The following is a 21,312-nucleotide window of genomic DNA, read 5'->3' as shown; positions in this document are numbered from 1 at the left end:
AAGATGAATATTAAAGAAAATAGAAAAATTTTAATTCTCCTTGTTTTTTTAATAGCTCTTTTTATGTCTTTAATTATTTATCTAAGCTATTTTACGGTTTTCAAATCAGCTGAAGTTATAAATCATCCGGCTAATAGAAGAGAGGCCTTAAAAAGAGCAAAGATTAAAAGAGGTAATATCTACGACAGAAAAGGAGAGCTTATCGCCTATTCTGAAGGAGAAGAATATAAATATACAAGACACTATAATTATCCTGAGAGTTATTCACATTTAGTAGGCTACTCAAGTAAGGTAATAGGCAATAGTGGTATAGAAGCTTCTTATAACAAATATCTTTTAGGAGCGACTCAATCAGATGTTTTAAAAAGTATAAGGGCATTTTTAGATAAAAATTATGATAAGGATGCTGGAGACAGTCTTTACTTAACTACCAACACCTCTATTCAGGAAAAGGCAAGGGAGCTTTTAAGTGAAACAGGAGAAAAAGGAGCCATAGTTGTTATGAATCCTAAAACGGGAGAGGTTCTTTCCATGGTATCTTATCCGGACTTTAACCTTGAAACTATAGAAAGGGATTATGCCGCAATAGTTGAGAGAAATGAAGGCTCTTTTTATAATTCTGCTATGCAAGGAGGATTTGCTCCAGGCTCAATTCAAAAAATAGTTTCTGCCGCAGCTATAATTGAAAGCGGTGTAAACAGGAGCTATAAGGATACCGGAGAAGAAACGGCAGGAGGATATCCCATTAAGAATGCAGGGGGTAAAGAATATGGAAATATTGATTTAAAGGATGCCTTTACTTATTCTGTAAATACTTACTTTGCTAATAAGTCCATTGCCATAGGCAAGGAACAAATGGGAAAAACCGCTGAAGATTTTTACTATAATAAGTCCATAGACTTTGATTTAAATACTTCTAATTCCAAATTAAATAAATCGACATATAACTATGAATCCTGGGACAATCAAGCTCTGGCATCTGCATCAATAGGACAGGCGGATGTAAGCGTAACACCTCTTCATATGTGTATGGTAGTATCTGCAATTGCCAATAATGGGAAAATGATGCAACCATATTTAGTATCTAAGGTTGTATCAAGTGACGGTTCAGATATTTTAACTAAAGAGCCAACTGAACTTGTACAATCAGTATCACCGGAAGTTGCATCAGAGATAAAGGATATGATGATTGACTCTGTAAACAGAGGTACAGGAAAATCAGCAAGGCTTAGGTCAGTTCAAGTGGCAGGAAAGACAGGAACTGCTGAAAGATCAACTGAAAAAGTAATTAATAACGCATGGTTTGTAGGTTTTGCTCCTGCAGATGATCCTCAAATAGCAGTAGCTGTAGTTATAGAAAATGTTCAGTATTTAGGCGGAGAAATAGCCGCTCCCATGGCAAAAGAGATTATGCAATTTTCTCTTGAAGAGCTAAGTAGGTAGATTGAAATGATTAATAACAAGTATGTATGTGCAATAATTGCTGCCGCAGGCATGGGGAAAAGAATGAAAAGGCTTGTTAATAAACAATTTTTAGAAATTGACGGCGCACCGATTTTATCTCATACTATAAAAAAAATAGAAGAATCCAAATATATAGATTATATACTGATTATAATTAAACAAAGTGACATACATTATGTTGGAGACATAATAAGCAAATACGGAATATCTCTTCCCTTTAAAATAGTTTATGGAGGCAAGGAGAGACAAGATTCAATATATAACGGATTGATGAATTTGCCCAAGGATACCCAAGTAGTCTTAACCCATGACGGAGCAAGACCTTTTGTATCTGTGGAAAAAATCGACAAGGCCATTGAATCGGTTTTTGAAACCGGGGCTTGTACCTTGGCAAATCCTGTTAAGGATACAATAAAAGTTTCATACAACTCAAATACTGTTGAATATACACCTAAAAGAGAAGAGCTTTGGGCTGTACAGACTCCCCAGGTATTTTTAAAAGATGTTATTTTAAAAGCTTATAAACAGGCCTTTGAGGAGAATTATTATGGAACAGATGATTGTTCTTTAGTGGAAAAAACCGGAAGGAAAGTTAAACTAATATTAAATGATTATAAAAATATAAAAATTACAACACCGGAAGATTTAATTTTGGCGAAAGCTTTAGTAGAGGATGATTAAATGAGAATAGGTATTGGATATGACGTGCACAAGCTGGTTAAGGGAAGGAAGCTTTTCATAGGAGGCATTGAAATAAATCATAGTATGGGTCTTCTAGGGCACTCTGATGCAGATGTTTTAATCCATGCAATAATGGATGCTATTCTTGGAGCCTTAGCTCTAGGTGATATAGGGAAGCTATTTCCTGATACCGATAATACATACAAGGATATAGATTCCAAGATACTTTTAAAAAAAGTATACGAAATAATGTCTAACAAGGGATATAGAATCTCTAACCTTGATACTATAGTAGTTGCACAGGAACCTAAGCTTAAAGATTATATAGATATCATGAGAGAAAAGCTTGCTGAAATTTTAAACACTTCCGTAGATAATGTTTCTGTTAAAGCTACAACAACTGAAAAATTAGGCTTTGAAGGTAGGGAGGAAGGAATAAGTGCTCATGCTGTTGTAATTTTAGAAAGAAAGGACAATTAATGAAGTTTTTTATTGATACGGCTAACATTGAAGAAATAAAAGAAATTAATTCCTGGGGGATACTTGATGGAGTAACAACAAACCCAAGTTTAATTGCAAAAGAAAATAAAGTTTTTGAGGATGTAATTAAGGAAATTTCGAAAATTGTAGACGGCCCTATATCTTCAGAAGTAACAGCTGAAGATTGCCCCAATATGGTTAAACAGGCTCAAAAGCTTGTTGAAATTTCAGATAACATAGTTGTGAAAATTCCTATGACCATAGAGGGACTTAAGGCTGTTAAAATTCTTTCTCAAAAGAATATAAAGACAAATGTTACTTTAATTTTTTCTGTAAATCAGGCTATACTTGCTGCAAAAGCCGGGGCAAATTATGTAAGCCCCTTTATAGGAAGGCTTGATGATATAGGACAAAATGGAATTGAGCTTATAAGGGATTTATCTGAAATATTTAAGAGCTACAAAATTGAAACTGAAATTATTGCCGCAAGTGTTAGACATACAGAACATGTTCGACAATCTTTACTTTGCGGTTGCGATATAGCGACAATACCTTATAAAGTTTTTAAACAGATGGCTATGCATCCTTTAACAAACATAGGAATAGAAAAATTTTTAAATGACTTTAAAACAGTAAAATCAAAGGGAGGGTTTTAGATAATGAACATGAATAGAAATTTGGCACTAAACCTTGCAAGAGTAACTGAAGCAGCAGCTTTATCAGCTGGAAAATTTCAAGGCAAGGGAGATAAAAATGGAGCGGATAAGGCCGCAGTTGATGCAATGAGAAGGATGTTTGATGCTATTGAAATTGACGGTGTAGTTGTAATTGGTGAAGGAGAAATTGACGAAGCACCTATGCTATATATAGGAGAACACATAGGAAGCGACTCTAAAGGCTATGATAAAGTTGATATATCTGTTGACCCAATTGATGGCACAACCTCAATTGCAGAAGGTAAATCAAATGCAATAGCGGTACTTGCAGTATCTCCAAGAGGAACTATGCTAAATGCACCTGATGTTTATATGGAAAAAATAGCTTGCGGCCCCAGGGCTAAAGGCTGTATAAATCTTGATGACAGCGTAAGTGATAATGTAAAAAGAGTAGCTGAAGCACTTGGAAAAAATGTGAGCGAAGTTACAGTTGCCGTACTTGATAGGCCAAGACATGATAATATAATTAAGGAAATAAGAGATCTTGGAGCAAGGATTAAAAAAGTATCTGACGGAGATATATTAACAGCTATTGAAGCTTGCTTTGAAGAATCAGGTGTAGATATGATTATAGGCATAGGAGGAGCACCTGAGGGTGTAATAGCTGCCGCCGCTTTAAAATGCTTAGGTGGAGATTTTCAAGGAAGACTTCACCCTACAGATGAAGCTCAAAGGGAAAGATGTAAGGCTCTTCACTCAGATATTAAAAAAATTTACTATATAGACGATTTAGTAAAGGGCAATGAAGTAATTTTCTCTGCTACAGGAGTTACAACAGGAGAAATACTTGATGGAGTTAAGTACTATGAAGGAGATATAGCTACAACAGAATCTCTGGTACTTAGACTTCCAAGCGGAACTATAAGAAGAATTAAGTCAACTCACAAATTGTTGCAAAAACCGGACTATGCTAAATAAGAATAAGGAGGACATCTTGAGAGATAGTGATAATAAGGCTAATACTGATATACTTGCCGGGAAAAGCAAGGATGAATTAAAAGAAATAGCTGTTTCTATGGGTTTAACAGACCATGATTCACTTACAAGGGGAGATTATTACACCTATATCGTAGAAGGGAAAGAGCCTAAAATAGACAACTATACAGAAGATGAATTAAGGCATTTAAGCCTAAAAGATATAAGAAAAATAGCAGCAAACTTGTCAATAGAACAGGCATATAAATACAAAAAGACAGAACTTATAGACCTTATTTTAAAAGAAGATAAACAAGATATTACTGAAGATGAAAATTTAGAAAACAAACTAAAGGAAATGACCATTACTAAACTGAAAGAAATAGCAGATAGTATTGGAATTGAAAAAGCGTATAAATACAAGAAAAATGATCTTATTAATAAAATCCTCGAAGCTCAGGAAAGTGATTTAGATTTTGATGACTTTACTGAAAAAGAAGAAAGCATAGATATTAAAGAAGAAATAAACACAGAAGAGCTTTCAGACAATGCAACTGAAATTATAGAGGATATGGAAGATATAAACTATGTTGGAGGAATTTTAGACCTGCACCAGGATGGTTATGGATTTTTAAGAATTCATAATTATCTTCCTGGAGAAGGGGATATATACGTTTCACCATCTCAAATAAGAAGGTTTAAACTTAGAAACGGAGACGAAGTAGTAGGAATAATCAGACCGTCAAAAGCCAATGAAAGCTATAATGCTCTTATTTATATAAAATCAGTTAACGGTCTTAGCCCGGACAAGTCAACTAAAAGACCAAATTTTGACAAAATGATTCCTGTTTATCCAAAGCAGAAGCTGGCACTTGAATCTTCAGCTGATGATGTTGCTACAAGACTTATAGATTTAATATCTCCAATAGGCAAGGGCCAAAGAGGCCTTATAGTTTCACAACCTAAAAGTGGAAAGACAACACTTCTTAAAAAAATAGCAAAATCCATTTCTTTAAATTATCCGGAAGTAAAGTTAATAGTTTTATTAATAGATGAAAGGCCTGAAGAGGTTACAGATATGCAAAGATCTGTTAAGGGAGAAGTGATTTATTCAACCTTTGACGAGCAGCCTAAAAATCATACAAGAGTTGCTGAAAATGCTATTGAAAGGGCAAAGAGACTTGTGGAAAGCGGGCAGGATGTAGTAATACTTCTTGACTCTCTAACAAGACTTGCCAGAGCTTACAATCTTGTTACTCCTCCAAGTGGAAAAACTCTCTCAGGAGGTCTTGACCCCTTGTCACTACACAAGCCCAAGAGATTTTTCGGAGCAGCTAGAAATATTGAAGACGGAGGGTCTTTAACTATACTTGCTACAGCTCTTGTTGAGACAGGCTCAAGAATGGATGATATAATTTTTGAAGAGTTTAAAGGCACAGGCAACATGGAGGTTCATCTTGACAGAAAGCTTTCAGAAAGAAGAATATTTCCTGCAATAGATATTTACAAAAGCGGTACAAGGAAGGAAGAGCTTCTACTAAGCAAAGAAGAGCTTAATTTTGCATGGTTAATAAGAAGAGCCATGAATCAAGAATCCACTGCAGAGGTTACTGAAATGCTTCTTGAGAATATTAGCAGGTACAAAAGTAACAATGAATTTGTAAAGGCTATGATTAATAAGTTTGATAAATATGAATTATAAATTAATTGAAAGTAAAGACAATAAAATTTTTAAATTTTTAAAGTCTTTAAAGATTAAAAAATATAGAGATAAAGAATCCTTGTTTTTTGCTGAAGGTACTAAGGTTATAAAAGAGTCCTTAGCTTATGTTAATCCCACCTATATTGCAATTTCCGAAAGCTTTAATGAAGAAGGTTTGATGGAAAAAATTTCAAAGGTTTGCAAAAATATATTTGTGTTTAAAGAAAATCTTTTCAATTCTCTTGCAGAAACAGAAAGCTCCCAGGGGATAGTAGCTTATTATAAGCATTTGGATAAAAAGAGCTTGTCAGAGATTAAAAAGGGAAGATATCTTTATCTTGATGAATTGCAAGACCCGGGGAATGTAGGAGGATTAATAAGATCAGCTTTGGCATTTAATATAGACGGGGTTATTTTGTCTAAAAATTCCGTTGAACTTTATAATCCAAAACTTATAAGAACAACAATGGCATCTATATTTAAAATCAATATCTACACGTCTTTAGATGTAAAAGAACTTGAGGATTTGAAAAAAAATGGATTTACTATAGTTACAACATCAGTAAAAGATGCGGATATTTCTTATAACTATAAATTTTCTGAGAATATGGTTTTAGTATTAGGCAATGAAGCTAGAGGTGTGTCTCAATACATAGAAGACTTAAGTGATGAAAAAATATATATACCTATGTCTATGGAGCTTGACTCCCTAAACGTAAACGTTGCAGGCTCTATACTTTTATATGAAATGAATCATGATAATTTTAGATAAGAATATAGATAAAGAAATTTTAAAAGAGTTAAAAAAACTTAATAAGGAAATTATTTTTACAGAAGAAAATAAAGCGCTTATGCCTGGAATAAACACTCATCCTGATATTCTTATAAGACCCCTAGAGGGAAAAGATATAATAGTTGATAGAGATAATCTTAGCTACTATAAAAAACTTTTAGAAAATTATAACATTATACCATCGGAGAAATCCCTAAAGAGATCTTATCCTTATGATGTGGCACTTAATTTTGTCCTTTATAAGGGTTACCTTATTCATAATTTAAGCTTTACCGACAGGCAGGTAATAGACTACTGTAAAAAAAGAAACTATAAGTTTATAGATGTTAAGCAAGGCTATACAAAGTGTAATATAGTAGTTGGAAAAAATTCTCTTATTACATCAGATAAAGATATATATGAAAAGCTTAAAGAGGAGTTTAATGTACTATTGATTAAACACAAGAACATAGATCTTAAAGGCTTTAATTATGGATTTATAGGAGGCGCAAGCGGTCTTATAGATGATGTACTTTACTTTACCGGTGATTTTCTTATCCACCCTTGCGGGAAAGAAATTAATTCTTTTTTAAATGAAAATAGAGAAGAATTTAAAATTTTAAGCAAAAATAAACTTGTTGATTATGGAAGTATATTAAATATAAGTTGAAAAATTCAAATTCTTGTGGTAGTATAAATGCATTAATATTTCGGATAGGAAGAGTAGAATAGTTAGATTATACAGAGATAGGTTTAGAGCTGAGAGAACCTTTAATTGATCTATTTGAAGACTAACCTTGAGAACTTCGGTAATGCGAAGCGTAGGTCTGCGATAAAGATAAGAGTAAAATTAAGGTGGAACCGCGGTCTATCGTCCTTTGGCGATAGGCCTTTTTTATTTGGAGGGAAAAAATGATTATAAAATTACCTGACGGATCAGAAAAAAATTATAATGAACCTAAAACTGTAAGACAAATTACAGAAGATATATCTGAAGGACTTGCAAGAGTAGCTTTAGGAGCCTTAGTAAATGGAGAAGCTAAAGGTATGTATGATGAAGTCAAAGAAGACAGTGAATTTAAAGTATTGAAATTTGAAGATAAGGAAGGGAAAAAAATATTTTGGCATACAAGTTCCCATGTAATGGCCTATGCTATTCAAAAGCTTTATCCTCAAACTAAATTTGCAATAGGACCTGCTATAGACAATGGATTCTATTATGACTTGGATCTTGAACATACCCTTACACAAGAAGACTTTGATAGAATCAAAGAAGAAATGAAAAATATAATTAAAGAGGGCTACAAGGTAGAGCATATTTATATGCCTAGAGAAGAGGCAATTGAATTTTTTAAGTCAAAGGGCCAGGATTACAAACTTGAACTTATAAATGAATTGGAAGATAAAGAAATATCAATTTATAAAATAGGCGATTTTTACGACTTATGCAAAGGTCCTCATCTTGAGAACATAAAGCCAATTAAAGCTGTAGAACTTCTTTCAATAGCAGGAGCTTATTGGAGAGGCGATGAAAAGAACAAGATGCTTCAAAGGATTTATGCTATAAGCTTCCCTAAGAAAAAAGATCTTGATGAGTATTTAACAAGACTTGAAGAAGCTGAGAAAAGAGACCATAGGAAACTTGGCAAGGAGCTTGACCTATTTTCAATGCATGAAGAAGGTCCCGGATTTCCTTTCTTTCATCCAAGAGGAATGATAGTAAGAAATACTCTACTTAACTGGTGGAGAGGGGTCCTTGAAGAAAACGGCTATGGAGAAATTATGACTCCTATTATATTAAATGAGTCTTTATGGCATAGATCAGGACACTGGGATCACTATAAGGAAAATATGTACTTTACTAAAATAGATGATGAAGATTATGCAGTAAAACCTATGAATTGTCCGGGCTCAACTCTTGTATATTCTTCAAACAAACACTCATATAAGGAGTTGCCTATAAGACTTTCAGAATTCGGTCAAGTTCATAGACACGAGCTTTCAGGAGCTTTACATGGACTATTCAGAGTAAGAACCTTTACTCAGGATGATGCACACGTTTATTGCTTGCCTTCACAAATTGAAGAGGAAGTATTTAAAATGATAGACTTAGCTGACTATTTGTATTCTACCTTCGGATTTAAGTACACTATAGAGCTTTCTACAAGACCTGATGATTATATGGGAGATTTGGAGACTTGGAACTTTGCAGAAAAATCCCTTGAAGATGCTTTAAAGAAAAAGGACCTTCCTTATACTATTAATGAAGGAGATGGAGCCTTTTACGGACCTAAAATAGACTTCCATTTGGAAGATGCCATAGGCAGAACATGGCAATGTGGAACTATACAACTTGATTTCCAAATGCCTGAAAACTTTGACCTTTCTTATGTAAATGAAGAGGGAGAAAAGGCAAGACCTGCTATGCTTCACAGAGCTTTACTTGGTTCAGTTGAAAGATTTATGGGTATATTAATAGAACACTTTGCAGGTAAGTTTCCACTATGGCTATCACCTGTTCAAGTTGAAATTATCCCGGTATCAGAAAAATACATTGAATATTCAGAAAAATTAGAAGAAAAGCTTCACAAGGAAGGCATAAGAGTTCATTTAGATGACAGAGCTGAAAAGGTAGGATACAAAATTAGACAAGCCCAACTTAAGAAGATTAACTATATGCTGGTAGTAGGTGAAAAAGAAATTGAATCCGGAAAACTTTCAGTTAGAAAGAGAAACGGAGAAGAAGTTCAAGACGTGGATGTAAACACATTTATTAATGATTTAAAAGAAGAAATAAACAATAGGACCATAAGCGATTAATATGATTGAGGTATTGGCAATTGTATTTATATTGGTAATTTATGATTTAATAAGCAAATCATCAAATAAAAATTTAATAATTATTTCTAAAGCTTTAAGATTAATTTTTGTAGTGGTAAGTATAATTGTTGCCGGCCTTTTAATATGGGCAGTGATTGGATATTATTTAGAAGGGAATAGGTCAGTTGCCTTTAAACTCCTACTAACAGGACTATTCTATATACCGGCAGTAATTTATTTAACTATAAAAGCTTTTAGAAAGAAATAATATAAGAAGCCGAGGACAATTTAAAAGTCTTCGGTTTTTTTATATTCAGTAGCTATTAAATAAATTATTATAACCTTAAAAATCCAATTGTATTTACTTTTTATAAGTAAATGTATAATAGTTTACATTAATTATCTGTTGACTTGTTAATATGATATATCTTAAAATTGACTTGTACTGTAAATAAACAGTAAAGTCAGCATTAAGATAGTTAAAAGTAAAAAAATAAGGAGGATAAATAATGAAAAAATTAATTTTACTGTCTTTGTTGTGTAGCTTAGTAGTAGTATCTACAGCTTGCGGAGGGGGAAACAAAAATGCAGCTGAAGCTTCAGGAAACAACAAGGAGCAAACAGATAGTGAAGAAAAAACTGAAGTTATAGTTTTTGCAGCAGCAAGTATGACTGAAACAATAGAAGAAATAGCTAAAAACTATGAAGAAGAAAATCCCAAGGTAAAGATAATCCCAACCTTTGATTCTTCAGGAACTTTAAAGACTCAAATAGAAGAAGGTGCAGATTGCGACTTATTTATATCAGCCTCACAAAAGCATATGAATAATCTTGATATTAAGTCTGATAAAAACGAAGACAAGTTGGATTTTATTGATTCAGATACAAGAGTAGATTTACTTGAAAACAAGGTAACAGTTGCAGTTAAACCTGACAGCGATTTAACCTTAGAAAGCTTTAAGGATTTGGCATCAGATAAAGTTAAATCCATAGGCTTAGGCAATTCGGACGTACCTGTAGGAAAATATTCAGAAGAAATTCTTAAAAACATAGGCGTTTGGGATGAGATTCAAGATAAAATAACCTTCGGTTCAAATGTTAAAGAGGTTACAAATTGGATTAGTGAAAGTGCAGTTGATTGTGGAATAATTTATCAAACAGATGCTTTTTCAGCAAATTTAAAGGTTCTTATAACAGCAGGTAAGGATGAATTAAATACACCGGTAGTATATCCTGCAGCGGTAACTAAAAATTCTAAGAATAAAGAAGAAGCAAAGAAATTTTTAGAATATCTTCAAAATGAAAAGTCTTCAGAAATATTTGAATCTGTAGGGTTTAATACTAAAATCTAACATAAAGGTGATTAAAATGGACCTATATCCATTATATAACTCCCTTAGAATATCTATAATATCAACTATACTGATATTCTTTATTGGAGTTCTTTCAGCTTACTACATATCTAAGTCCCCTAAGTTTTTAAAGGCGATTTTAGATGTAGTTTTGACCTTGCCTTTAGTTTTACCTCCTACTGTAATAGGATTTTTTATTTTAAAATTATTAAGTCCCAATTCAACAATAGGTTCTTTTATAATGAATGTATTTCAAGAGAAAATAATTATGAAGTGGTATTCTGCCATAATTTCAACAACAATTGTATCATTTCCCCTAATGTATAGGACTGCCAGAGGTGCATTTGAAAGCTACGATAAGAAATTAACTTATGCGGCAAAAACTTTGGGGGTATCAAATGCTAGAATATTTTGGACAATAATGTTGCCTACTTGTAAGGAAGGAATAATTGCAGGAACCATTTTATCATTTGCAAGAGCCTTGGGAGAATATGGAGCAACAAGTATGGTGGCGGGCTATACCCCGGGTAAAACGGCCACAATTTCCACAACGGTTTATCAATTGTGGAGGATAGGTAAAGATGCTGAAGCTTATAAATGGGTTTTGATAAATGTTTTTATATCCTTTGTGGTACTATTTGCTATAAATTATTTTGAAAAAAATCAACAAAAGGATTAAATAAAAATTAGGAGTAATTGTGTTAACAGTAGATATAGAAAAAAATATTTCAGATTTTAATTTAAGAGTAAGTTTTAGATCTCAAAAACCGATAATAGGTCTTTTGGGATCATCAGGTTCAGGTAAAAGTTTAACTCTTAAATGTATAGCAGGTATAGAGACTCCTGACAAGGGCAAAATAATTTTAAATGATAGAGTGCTTTTTGATTCTGAAAAAAATATAAATCTAAGACCTCAAGATAGAAAAGTGGCATACTTGTTTCAAGACTATGCCTTATTTCCAACTAAATCCGTATATGAAAATATAAAATACGGTATTAAGGAAAATGAAAAGGCCAATAGCCATAAGATAATTGAAGATATTATTGGAAAAATGAAGTTAAAGGGTTTGGAGAAAAGAAAACCTTCTCAACTTTCCGGAGGGCAAAAGCAAAGGGTTGCCCTTGCAAGAATACTGGTAAATAAGCCTGATATATTACTTTTAGACGAGCCTTTTTCAGCACTGGATAGATTTCTGAAATGGGATCTTGCCTACGAGCTTGAAGAGATTTTAGCTGACTATTCCCTTGAAGCAATACTTGTCACTCATGATGATCAAGAAGTAAGAAGGCTTGCAGATGAAGTCTGCGTTTTATCTAAAGGAAAGTCTGAACCTGTAAGAAGTATTAAAAATCTTTTTGAAAGTCCTAAAACTAAAGCATCAGCGGTTTTGTCGGGAATTGAAAATTTCAGCTCCATATTAATAAAAAATGATAAGTTATTTGCCAAGGAATGGGGTTCAGAACTTGGATTATTAGCTGATTTTCCTCAAATATCAAAAGATGAAATAAATAATTATTTAGTAGCATTTAGAAGTGATAATTTTACATACGAAAATTTAAATAATTGTTTTGCTATAGAAGCCAAATTAATCAAATTAATAAAAAATTCATATGATTTAATTAACCTAACTCTTAAAACAAGTACAGATCTTGAAAATTTTACAAGAATTAATATAACAATTAACAGTAAAACCTATGAGAATTTTTTTGCTGAGTCAAGTATAGGGGACCTTATTAAGATTTACATCCCCAAGGAAAAACTGATGATAGTTACGAGGTAATTTATGAAAAAAATTAGAGTGGAAGATGCAGTAGGAAAAAGTTTATGCCACGATTTAACTGCAATAATTAGCGGAGGATTTAAGGGAGTTAAATTTAAAAGAGGGCATATAATTGAAGAAAAGGATATAGAAGAAATGAAAAACATGGGGAAATACCATGTTTATGTTTGGGAAGACAATGTGGAAGAAGTTCACGAGGACGATGCATCTAGTCTTGTAGTTGAGCCATCTCTTGGCAGAAATGTATATACTGAAGGACCTAGAGAAGGGAAAATTTCAGTTAAGGCAAGTTGTAAGGGAATGTACAGTCTTAATGAGAAGGCACTAGTAGAGATAAACAAATTACCTGATTATACCTTTGCTTCAATTAGAAATAAAAGTTCAGTAATAAAAGACCAACCCTTATGTGGAGCAAGAATTGTTCCCTTAGTAACGGAAAAGAAAAATTTTGAAGCAGCAGTAAAGATAGCGGAGAAATATAAACCAATATTTGAAGTCAAACCATTTTACAAACTTAAAAGCAAAATTTTAATAACAGGGCAAGAGATTTATGACGGAAGGATAAAAGATGCCTTTGAACCAATTTTAAAGAAAAAACTTGAATACTACGATTCTGAATATTTAGGTTATGTAGTATGTCCTGATGATGAAGATTTTATTTTAAGGGAAATAAATAAGGCTATAAAAGAAGGTGTGGAGCTAATATTGATTACAGGCGGTATGTCAGTAGATCCTGATGATGTAACTCCAAGTGCAATTAAAAACAGCGGAGCAGATTTAATTTGTCAAGGTGTCCCTATGCAACCTGGCAACATGCTTACAATAGCAAAGTTAAATAAAACAACTATTATTGGAGTGCCTGGAGCATCTATGCATTCTAAAATAACAAGCCTTGACTTTTTCTTGCCGAGAATATTTGCAAAAGATGAAATAAAAAAAGAAGAAATAGCTTTTTATGGTTTAGATGGATTATTATAGAAGGGATTTGTTAGCGTGGATTATAGATTTTCAGTGTTGACAGTTAGTGATAGAAGGTCTAAAAATGAATCTGAAGATTTGTCAGGTAAGAAAATTATAGAAATTATGGAAAAATTAAACTATAAGCTAATAAACTATAAAGTTGTTCCTGATGAAGAAGATGATATTTTTAACACATTAAACGTGTGGTGTAATGAGGACAAAAGTGATTTAATTTTAACAACAGGAGGAACGGGTTTTTCTAAAAGAGATGTTACTCCTGAAGCAACCTTAAGGGTGATTGAAAAAAATTGTCCGGGTATAAGCGAGGCAATGAGAAGAAAAAGCATGGAAAAAACTCCCTATGCAATGCTGTCAAGGCAGGTAGCGGGAATTTGTAAAAATACTTTGATAATTAATTTACCTGGATCCGTAAAGGCTGTTGAGGAGAATATAGAGGTTGTTGTTCCCATCCTTTTTCATGCAATAGATCTAATTAGAGATGATAAGGAAAAATCTCAAGACCATAAGTTTAAGACAAAGGATTCATAAATTTAGTAAATTAATATGATTTATATCTTTAATTGTGGTAATATATAGATATGAGTTATACAATACTTATTTAATTAGGTTTGTAGGGTGTATTTAATTGTTTGATTGTAAAAAGGTATGAGGTGTAAATATGAGAGTTATAGGTACAAACCAACCTGTGCACGATGCACTTGGAAAAGCTACAGGTCATACAAAATATTGTTCAGATATAAAAATGACTGGAATGCTACACTTAGCTGTAATATTCAGTAGTATTCCCCATGGCTATGTGGAAAAAATTGATACTAGTGAAGCTATGAAGCTAGAAGGCGTTAAGGATATAATACATTGTTTTAATACGACTGACAAAACCTTTAACAGATACAGATCCCAAGCTATACAGAATTTACCAGAGCATGAGTGTATTTTTAATAGACATGTAAGATTTATAGGAGACAGAGTTGGGGCTGTAATTGCAACTAGCGAAGAAATTGCCAGAAAAGCTGCAAAACTTGTAAAGGTAACTTATAAAGAGCTGCCATATTCAGTAACTCCTGAAGATTCTTTAAATGGTGTTATAGATGATGTTTTAGAGGAGGGACCTGTTGTTGCTAAAATAGATGCGGAGCTAGGTGAAAAAAACTATCCTATAGATGCTATTAAGGTTTGCACACATACAAAACTTGCAAGGATCACTCATGCATGTATGGAAACCCATGCGGCAATAGCCGACTACGATAAGTATTCCGGACAACTTACAATATGGTCACCAAATCAAGCAGTTCATGGAATTCGTACAGTTATAGGAGATCTTTTTAATATAAGCTATAACAATGTAAGAGTTGTTAAGACCACTATGGGAGGATCTTTCGGAGCCAAACAAGAATGGATGCTTGAACCTGTTGTTGCTGCGGCAGCATTAAAAATGGGTTGCCCTGTAAAGCTTGTTTATAACAGAGAAGAGACCATTATATCAACGGTAACTAGGAGTCCTATGGACGCAAAAGTTGAATCTATTTTTACAAAAGATGGAAAATTACTGTCAATAACAATAGATAATACTTTAGATGCAGGAGCCTATATGGGTAATTCGGGAGACTATGCGGGAGCTTTAGGAAGTAAATTTTTTAGAACCTACAATTATCCACATATGAAATATAATGCAAGGGCTGTAATAACAAATTCTCCGGTTTCCGGAGCCTACAGGGGATGGACTGCCCCTGAAATAGCTGCCATGGTTGAGCATAATATGAATAAAGCAGCTAAGGTTTTAAAAATGGATCCTATAGATATAAGGCTTAGAAACGTAGCTGTAGAGGGCGATATTGATCCAAAATTAAATGAACCCATGGGACCTATCAGAACTTATCAGGCTCTTGAGCTTGGAAGAGAGAAATTCCAATGGGATAAGAAGAAAGCTGATATAGAAGAGTTTAATAAAAACAATGATAGATATAAAAGAGGTATGGCGGTAGGCTGTGGAGGTCACGTTAACGGATACTACCCTAGGATGGGAGATTTTGCAGCAGCTCAGCTTAGGATTGCAGAAGATGGATCTGTAATAGGAAGTTTAAGTATACACGATCATGGTTGTGGCAGTGTAACTGCTATGAAAATGATTATATCAGAAACTCTTGATATGGATCTTGATAAAATAAAAGTATCAGAAGCGGACACAGATAATACACCTTTAGACTTTGGTTGTTATTCAAGTAGAACAGTTTATGTAATAGGAAGAACAACTCAAAAGTGTGCAGAAAACTTGCTTAATACAATAAAAGAGAATATAGCCCAGATAAATAATATAAGCAGTTCTGAAATTACATTTGAAAATGGCAGCTTTTATTTTATAAAAGATGGAAAAAGAGAGGACTATTCTTATAAGAGAGCTGCTCGTGAAAGTATGTCTATATTGAGAAAGGAAATTGTATCATTAGAGCAATTTGTAGAAACCTCAAATCCAGGAGTAACAGGAACCCATTTTGCAGAGGTTGAAGTTGATACCTATACAGGTCTTGTGAAAATTTTAGATTATCTAGCTATTCATGACATAGGAAAGGCTTTAAATAGACAAATATGTATAGCTCAAACTCAAGGAGCCGTATTAATGGGAGGCGGAGCAGCTTTAATAGAAGAAGTTATAACAGGTTCTAACGGAGTTGCAACAAAAAGTTTTAAGGATTATCACTTAATAAACGCTTTTGACGCCCCTGAAACCAAAGTCGAGTTTATAGAAGACGGACAAACTGATGGACCTTTTGGAGCCAAATCAATAGGGGAAGTTTCTCATGTCCCTGTTGCACCTACAGTAGCAGGAGCAGTTAATAATGCTCTTGGAACTGAAATAGGAGAGATACCTATTAATACAGACACTATAGTTAGGACTATGGCAGAAAAAAATATGGAAAAATCCAGGGAGGCAAAATAAGTGAATTGTATAAGTATAGCACCAAAAACCTTGGAAGAATTAAATACCGCTTTGTCAACTATACCAAGTAATAATATTATCTTAGGTGGAGGAACTGACATTGTTATAAAAATGAGAAATAGAGGTCTTGAACCTGAAGCTATTTTGTACCTAGGCAACATTCCAGAAATGAAAGAAATAAAGGAAACTGAGTCTACAATCGAAATAGGTGCAGGAGTAACTATGACAGATGCTGAAGATTCACCCTTGGTAAGGGAAAAATTTACAGCCCTATATTATGGGGCAAAAGATGTAGGCTCTAAGCAAATTAGAAACAAGGGCACTCTTGTTGGAAATATAGCTACGGCATCTCCCGCAGGGGACATTGTTCCAATAATGTTTCTTTATGATGCAAGAGTTGAAATTACAGGACCACAAGGTAAGAAGACCTTAGCTCCAATAGATGAAGTCCTAAAAGGAAAAGGAAAAATTAACCTTGCTAAAAATGAAGTTATAACAAAACTTATATTGCCTAAACACGAAGAGGATAACTTTATAAGTGCTTTTCATAAATTAGGAAGCAGACGCTCAGTAACTATATCAAGAATAGGAATGGCAGTTTCAGCAAACTTTAATAAGGATAGAACTTTATATAATGCAAGAGTTTATATGGGAGCTATATCTCCAACTCCAATGAGAGTAAAGGCTGCTGAAAGTATTTTAAATGGTAGCGTTGTTAATCAGGAAGTCAAGGATAAAATAAGTGACATACTCTTTTATATTATTGAAGATATAACACCTAAGGGATATGAAAGACACGACGAACAGTATTATAAGAGACACTATAGATACTATAAACCTTATAGCGTTAGGGGAGTAGTAGAAGATACTTTAGACTTGCTTTCATCTTTGTATTAAGTAACTTGAACAAAAAAGGGAGAGATAATTATGATTACCAACTTTACTGTAAATAACAGCCCAATAAGCATTGATGTACCTGCTGATAGAAGGCTAATTGATATTTTAAGAGAAGATCTTAACCTTACAGGGACAAAAGAAAGTTGTGCCGAAGGCGAATGTGGTGCTTGTTCAGTTATAATGGACGGCAAAGCGGTGCATTCATGCCTGACTCTGGCAGCGGAACTTGAAGGAAAGAATATAATTACAATTGAAGGTTTGGAAAAAGATGGAGAACTTGACAGTTTGCAAAAGAACTTTGTTGAAGAAGGTGCAATTCAGTGCGGTTATTGTTCTCCGGGAATGATTATAAGCGCCAAGGCTTTACTAATGGAAAATCCCAAGCCTACAAGAGAAGAGATAAAGGTAAGTATAGCAGGAAACATTTGTCGTTGTTCAGGTTACCAACAAATAATAAAAGCTATTGAAAAAACGGCGGCAGACCTATAGATTTAATTAGATAGGAGAGTAACGTGGAAAAACAAAATGAAAAAAACATATATGAAGATTTAAAAGCCATTGACTATATAAGATTTGTAGTATTAAGTTGTATAGGTATATTCCTCTTTTTTATACCTATTAGCGGACCTGCAACGCCTATAGTAGTTGCTATAAATGCCGTTAAAGGATTTTTCGGTGAATCCTTGCCACATATAGTTATAGTTTTAATAGCTGCATTAAATGTGACTTTACTTCTTGGAAAGGTATTTAAGGTAAAGATTTTTGTCAAATATCATGAACACGACAAACCTTTTCAAAAAATTTGCTTCGTAACTTCATTTATTATTATACTAATGATACTTTTTAAAGTGAATCTAGCGCCTATTCAGCACGAAAAAGTTGGGGGAAATGTTCTCAACATAGCATCTAATGTTGTAATTACAATATTTGTTGCAGGTTCAGCTACAGTTTTTATTTTAAAATCAGGAATAGTTATATTTTTCGGAGGCCTTTTGGAGCCTTTAATGAGACCTGTGTTTCAACTACCGGGAGAGGCTTCTGTAAATGCAGTTGCGTCTTTTGTATCATCTGCATCAGTAGGGGTTTATTTTACAGATGTATATTATAACAAGAAGCTCTACACTGACAGAGAGGCTGTTAATACATCTCTTCACTATAGCGTAGTAAGCCTTGGATTTATGGCTCTTTTATGTACTTTAAATGGAATAGATGAATATTATGGAACTCTTATTCTTTTCGCTTTTATTAACACTTTGATTTTGGCGGCTATATGCTGCAGAATTCCTCCAGTGTCTTGGAAAAAGAATGCTTACATAGATGGAGAAATTCAAACAGACGAAGATAGAAAAGTTGAAAAAATTCCTTATTCTCAAAGAGTTATAACATCAGTTAAGGGTGCGGCATTGGCTTCAAGAGAATTTAACTTAAAGGAACTTATAATGTCCATAGTTAATGCTATGAAATTTGCACAAAAAATAATAGCGGTAAATGTTACAGTTGTTATGGTTGCTTTAAGCCTTGTCTACTTCACGCCTATTTTTGAAATTATAGGCAAGCCTTTAACGCCTATTATAGAACTTTTAGGAATTCCTGAAGCGGCTAAGGTTGCACCGTCAACCCTTATAGGATTTATTGAAATAACCTTGCCTTCAATTTTAGTGTCATCTTATAAGCTTCCGGCTATGTCAGGATTTTTCATAGCTCTTTTATCTTGTTCTCAAGTTATATTTATGACTGAGGCGGGTAATGCTATGTTAAGTTCTTCAATGCCTATCAGCTTTAAAGATTTACTTATTACTTTTATTGAAAGGACAATAATTTCTATTCCCCTATGTGCTTTAATAGTACATTTGATATTTTAATAGTCAATTGTAAGAAAAAGGTAAGTGGTAGATATACACTTACTTTTTTTGATATAATTTAATAGAGCTTGAAATAAAATTTTATCCGAGGATGATAGTATGGTTAAAGATTTATATAATAGAAATATTGATTACTTGAGAATATCCATAACTGACAAATGCAATTTAAGGTGTAGATATTGCATGGCTGAGGATCAGAAATTCAGTGAGGATTCTTTGTCCCTGGAGGAATTTTTAAAAATATCTGAAATTATGATAGACAAGGGGATAAAAAAAATAAGAATAACGGGAGGGGAGCCTCTTGTTGAAAAGAATATATTTAAACTTATAGAAGGTTTTAGAGATCAGGGTATAGAAGATATAAGTATAACAACAAATGGAATTTTACTTGCGGAGTATGTAAAGGATTTAAAGGCGGCAGGACTTAACAGAATAAATATATCCCTTGATACTCTCAATGAAGAGAAATACGAGTATATAACAAGGGGAGGCAAACTTTCAAAAGTTTTTGAAGGAATAAAGGCTTGCAAAGAATATGATATAAGTCCAATAAAGCTTAATGTTGTTTTGTTAAAGGATTTTAATCTTGATGAATTTGAAGACTTTTTAGAATTTTCAGATAGGGAAGACTTAATTGTAAGATTTATTGAACTGATGCCTATAGGAGAGGGAATTAAGTTTAAGGATCAACTTGTAAAAAATTCAGATATTATAAATAATTGTAAGTCTTTGAAAAAATATAATTACAAAAGTAATACAGGACCTGCAGATTATTATTATAGGGAAGGCAAAAATGGTTTAATCGGATTTATAAGTCCCCTTTCATGTAATTTCTGTAGCTCCTGCAACAGAATAAGATTGGATCACGAGGCGAATTTAATTTCTTGCCTGCACTCTGATAAACTTATAAGTTTAAAAGATGCTTTGAATGACGATGAAGAAATTGGAAATATCATCGACAAGGCCATTAGGGATAAGCCTAAAAACCACAAAATTTTACAAGGACACACTGTAAAAAGAAGTATGAATACAATAGGAGGATAAATGGAATTTTCTCACTTTGATGATAAAGGAAGACCAAGAATGGTTTCTGTAGCTAACAAAGAGGATACTGATAGAGTAGCAACAGCTGTTGGAAGAGTAAGACTAAAGAAAGAAACGATAGAAAAAATTAGAGAAGGAAAAACAAAAAAGGGAGATGTTCTTTCAACTGCACAAATTGCCGCCATAATGGGAAGCAAAAAAACTTCAGAACTTATACCTATGTGCCACAATATATTAATTAATGGAGTGGATATAGATTTTAAAGTAAATGAAGACACTATTGATATATTGGCTAAGGTATATTCAAAGGGTAAAACCGGAGTTGAAATGGAAGCATTAACTGCTGTTAGTATAGCAGCTCTTACTATTTATGATATGTGTAAAGCGGTAGATAAAGAAATTGTAATAGAAGAGATTTATTTAAAGGAAAAAACAGGTGGAAAATCTGGACACTTTATTAACAATAAAGTTGTTGAAGGTAGAATTATAGACGTTAACATTTCAAAAGAAAAAGGAACAAGTAAAAAGCCTGTTGAATTTGTGAACTTAATTGAAAACTACGGTATTGAAAATGACGCTCACGCCGGCAAATGGCACAGGCAGGTAAGTTTACTGGCTAAGGAATCAATAGATAAAATGGTAAAAGATTATGACTTAAATCTTAATAATGGAGATTTTGCAGAAAACTTTACAACTGAAGGTATAGATTTAAAAAATCTTAAGGTTGGAAATGTTTTACAAGTAGGAGATGCCCTTATAGAAATTACTCAAATAGGAAAGGAATGTCATCAAGGCTGTGCTATAAAGCAAAAAGTTAATTACTGTATAATGCCAACTGAAGGTATATTTGCAAGAGTTATATCAGCTGGCAAGGTAAAAAGATCAGATGTAATTAAGGTTATAAAGTAAG

Annotated in this window: 21 protein-coding genes; all 21 read left to right on the top strand. The window is 33.3% G+C overall.

Annotated elements, in window-relative coordinates; translation table 11 throughout:
• Positions 1 to 3: 3 nt before the first annotated feature.
• The 21 genes from PEPCATONIAE_RS01540 to moaC all read left to right on the top strand — a co-directional run bounded on the left by PEPCATONIAE_RS01540 (position 4) and on the right by moaC (position 21,311).
• Complete coding sequence (locus tag PEPCATONIAE_RS01540; RefSeq protein WP_138159193.1) at positions 4 to 1,443, top strand: peptidoglycan D,D-transpeptidase FtsI family protein; 1,440 nt, start codon at positions 4 to 6, stop codon at positions 1,441 to 1,443.
• A 6-nt stretch (positions 1,444 to 1,449) separates the two neighbouring features.
• Entirely contained in the window at positions 1,450 to 2,145 is a 696-nt protein-coding gene (gene ispD / locus PEPCATONIAE_RS01535; protein ID WP_138159191.1) for a 2-C-methyl-D-erythritol 4-phosphate cytidylyltransferase, read from the top strand.
• On the top strand, positions 2,146 to 2,625 hold the full coding sequence (gene ispF / locus PEPCATONIAE_RS01530) for a 2-C-methyl-D-erythritol 2,4-cyclodiphosphate synthase (protein ID WP_138159189.1): 480 nt from the start codon (positions 2,146 to 2,148) through the stop codon (positions 2,623 to 2,625).
• The gene (gene fsa, locus PEPCATONIAE_RS01525; RefSeq protein ID WP_138159187.1) at positions 2,625 to 3,281 is read left to right on the top strand and encodes a fructose-6-phosphate aldolase; all 657 of its coding nucleotides are present in this window, start codon (positions 2,625 to 2,627) and stop codon (positions 3,279 to 3,281) included. Before ispF ends, fsa begins: the two co-directional genes overlap by 1 nt.
• Positions 3,282 to 3,290: 9 nt before the next feature.
• On the top strand, positions 3,291 to 4,259 hold the full coding sequence (gene glpX / locus PEPCATONIAE_RS01520) for a class II fructose-bisphosphatase (RefSeq protein ID WP_138159416.1): 969 nt from the start codon (positions 3,291 to 3,293) through the stop codon (positions 4,257 to 4,259).
• Positions 4,249 to 5,958, top strand: a complete 1,710-nt coding sequence (gene rho, locus PEPCATONIAE_RS01515) for a transcription termination factor Rho (RefSeq protein ID WP_138159185.1) — start codon at positions 4,249 to 4,251, stop codon at positions 5,956 to 5,958. The genes glpX and rho overlap by 11 nt, the downstream gene beginning before the upstream one ends.
• Positions 5,948 to 6,730, top strand: coding sequence for a TrmH family RNA methyltransferase (locus PEPCATONIAE_RS01510; protein WP_138159183.1), 783 nt, complete (start codon positions 5,948 to 5,950; stop codon positions 6,728 to 6,730). Before rho ends, PEPCATONIAE_RS01510 begins: the two co-directional genes overlap by 11 nt.
• Positions 6,714 to 7,400 (top strand): DUF6873 family GME fold protein, encoded by a 687-nt coding sequence (locus tag PEPCATONIAE_RS01505; protein ID WP_138159181.1) that lies wholly within the window; start codon positions 6,714 to 6,716, stop codon positions 7,398 to 7,400. The genes PEPCATONIAE_RS01510 and PEPCATONIAE_RS01505 overlap by 17 nt, the downstream gene beginning before the upstream one ends.
• Positions 7,401 to 7,642: 242 nt before the next feature.
• Positions 7,643 to 9,550 (top strand): threonine--tRNA ligase, encoded by a 1,908-nt coding sequence (gene thrS / locus PEPCATONIAE_RS01500; protein WP_138159179.1) that lies wholly within the window; start codon positions 7,643 to 7,645, stop codon positions 9,548 to 9,550.
• Between the two features lies 1 nt (position 9,551).
• On the top strand, positions 9,552 to 9,818 hold the full coding sequence (locus PEPCATONIAE_RS01495) for a hypothetical protein (protein WP_138159177.1): 267 nt from the start codon (positions 9,552 to 9,554) through the stop codon (positions 9,816 to 9,818).
• Between the two features lie 241 nt (positions 9,819 to 10,059).
• Entirely contained in the window at positions 10,060 to 10,902 is an 843-nt protein-coding gene (gene modA, locus PEPCATONIAE_RS01490; RefSeq protein WP_138159175.1) for a molybdate ABC transporter substrate-binding protein, read from the top strand.
• A 16-nt stretch (positions 10,903 to 10,918) separates the two neighbouring features.
• A complete protein-coding gene (gene modB, locus PEPCATONIAE_RS01485; protein WP_138159173.1) occupies positions 10,919 to 11,581 on the top strand; it encodes a molybdate ABC transporter permease subunit in 663 nt (220 codons plus the stop codon).
• Positions 11,582 to 11,600: 19 nt separating this feature from the next.
• Positions 11,601 to 12,683: a sulfate/molybdate ABC transporter ATP-binding protein gene (locus PEPCATONIAE_RS01480; RefSeq protein WP_180339333.1), complete on the top strand. Its 1,083-nt coding sequence runs from the start codon at positions 11,601 to 11,603 to the stop codon at positions 12,681 to 12,683.
• Positions 12,684 to 12,686: 3 nt separating this feature from the next.
• Complete coding sequence (locus tag PEPCATONIAE_RS01475; RefSeq protein WP_138159169.1) at positions 12,687 to 13,661, top strand: molybdopterin-binding protein; 975 nt, start codon at positions 12,687 to 12,689, stop codon at positions 13,659 to 13,661.
• Between the two features lie 15 nt (positions 13,662 to 13,676).
• Positions 13,677 to 14,192, top strand: coding sequence for a MogA/MoaB family molybdenum cofactor biosynthesis protein (locus PEPCATONIAE_RS01470; protein ID WP_138159167.1), 516 nt, complete (start codon positions 13,677 to 13,679; stop codon positions 14,190 to 14,192).
• Positions 14,193 to 14,322: 130 nt separating this feature from the next.
• Positions 14,323 to 16,599, top strand: coding sequence for a xanthine dehydrogenase family protein molybdopterin-binding subunit (locus PEPCATONIAE_RS01465; RefSeq protein ID WP_138159165.1), 2,277 nt, complete (start codon positions 14,323 to 14,325; stop codon positions 16,597 to 16,599).
• On the top strand, positions 16,600 to 17,496 hold the full coding sequence (locus PEPCATONIAE_RS01460; protein WP_138159163.1) for an FAD binding domain-containing protein: 897 nt from the start codon (positions 16,600 to 16,602) through the stop codon (positions 17,494 to 17,496).
• A 30-nt stretch (positions 17,497 to 17,526) separates the two neighbouring features.
• Positions 17,527 to 17,985 (top strand): (2Fe-2S)-binding protein, encoded by a 459-nt coding sequence (locus PEPCATONIAE_RS01455; protein WP_138159161.1) that lies wholly within the window; start codon positions 17,527 to 17,529, stop codon positions 17,983 to 17,985.
• 23 nt (positions 17,986 to 18,008) lie between these two features.
• Entirely contained in the window at positions 18,009 to 19,358 is a 1,350-nt protein-coding gene (locus tag PEPCATONIAE_RS01450; protein WP_138159159.1) for a YjiH family protein, read from the top strand.
• Positions 19,359 to 19,457: 99 nt separating this feature from the next.
• The gene (moaA, locus tag PEPCATONIAE_RS01445; protein ID WP_138159157.1) at positions 19,458 to 20,402 is read left to right on the top strand and encodes a GTP 3',8-cyclase MoaA; all 945 of its coding nucleotides are present in this window, start codon (positions 19,458 to 19,460) and stop codon (positions 20,400 to 20,402) included.
• Positions 20,403 to 21,311, top strand: coding sequence for a cyclic pyranopterin monophosphate synthase MoaC (moaC, locus tag PEPCATONIAE_RS08715; protein ID WP_138159155.1), 909 nt, complete (start codon positions 20,403 to 20,405; stop codon positions 21,309 to 21,311). It begins immediately after the preceding gene.
• Position 21,312 lies beyond the last annotated feature (1 nt).

Source organism: Peptoniphilus catoniae, assembly GCF_901447155.2.
GTDB lineage: Bacteria > Bacillota > Clostridia > Tissierellales > Peptoniphilaceae > Peptoniphilus_E > Peptoniphilus_E catoniae.
Note: the sequence above shows the minus strand (reverse complement) of the source record. Positions and strands in the feature narration are given on the sequence as shown.

Excerpts from the sequence above, each read along its gene's own strand:
- modB (WP_138159173.1), top strand. The coding sequence starts at position 10,919 with ATGGACCTATATCCATTATATAACTCCCTTAGAATATCTATAATATCA.
- PEPCATONIAE_RS01465 (WP_138159165.1), top strand. The coding sequence starts at position 14,323 with ATGAGAGTTATAGGTACAAACCAACCTGTGCACGATGCACTTGGAAAA.
- glpX (WP_138159416.1), top strand. The coding sequence starts at position 3,291 with ATGAATAGAAATTTGGCACTAAACCTTGCAAGAGTAACTGAAGCAGCA.
- modA (WP_138159175.1), top strand. The coding sequence starts at position 10,060 with ATGAAAAAATTAATTTTACTGTCTTTGTTGTGTAGCTTAGTAGTAGTA.
- PEPCATONIAE_RS01540 (WP_138159193.1), top strand. The coding sequence starts at position 4 with ATGAATATTAAAGAAAATAGAAAAATTTTAATTCTCCTTGTTTTTTTA.
- ispF (WP_138159189.1), top strand. The coding sequence starts at position 2,146 with ATGAGAATAGGTATTGGATATGACGTGCACAAGCTGGTTAAGGGAAGG.
- PEPCATONIAE_RS01495 (WP_138159177.1), top strand. The coding sequence starts at position 9,552 with ATGATTGAGGTATTGGCAATTGTATTTATATTGGTAATTTATGATTTA.
- thrS (WP_138159179.1), top strand. The coding sequence starts at position 7,643 with ATGATTATAAAATTACCTGACGGATCAGAAAAAAATTATAATGAACCT.
- rho (WP_138159185.1), top strand. The coding sequence starts at position 4,249 with ATGCTAAATAAGAATAAGGAGGACATCTTGAGAGATAGTGATAATAAG.
- PEPCATONIAE_RS01455 (WP_138159161.1), top strand. The coding sequence starts at position 17,527 with ATGATTACCAACTTTACTGTAAATAACAGCCCAATAAGCATTGATGTA.
- ispD (WP_138159191.1), top strand. The coding sequence starts at position 1,450 with ATGATTAATAACAAGTATGTATGTGCAATAATTGCTGCCGCAGGCATG.
- PEPCATONIAE_RS01510 (WP_138159183.1), top strand. The coding sequence starts at position 5,948 with ATGAATTATAAATTAATTGAAAGTAAAGACAATAAAATTTTTAAATTT.
- moaC (WP_138159155.1), top strand. The coding sequence starts at position 20,403 with ATGGAATTTTCTCACTTTGATGATAAAGGAAGACCAAGAATGGTTTCT.
- moaA (WP_138159157.1), top strand. The coding sequence starts at position 19,458 with ATGGTTAAAGATTTATATAATAGAAATATTGATTACTTGAGAATATCC.
- fsa (WP_138159187.1), top strand. The coding sequence starts at position 2,625 with ATGAAGTTTTTTATTGATACGGCTAACATTGAAGAAATAAAAGAAATT.
- PEPCATONIAE_RS01475 (WP_138159169.1), top strand. The coding sequence starts at position 12,687 with ATGAAAAAAATTAGAGTGGAAGATGCAGTAGGAAAAAGTTTATGCCAC.
- PEPCATONIAE_RS01505 (WP_138159181.1), top strand. The coding sequence starts at position 6,714 with ATGATAATTTTAGATAAGAATATAGATAAAGAAATTTTAAAAGAGTTA.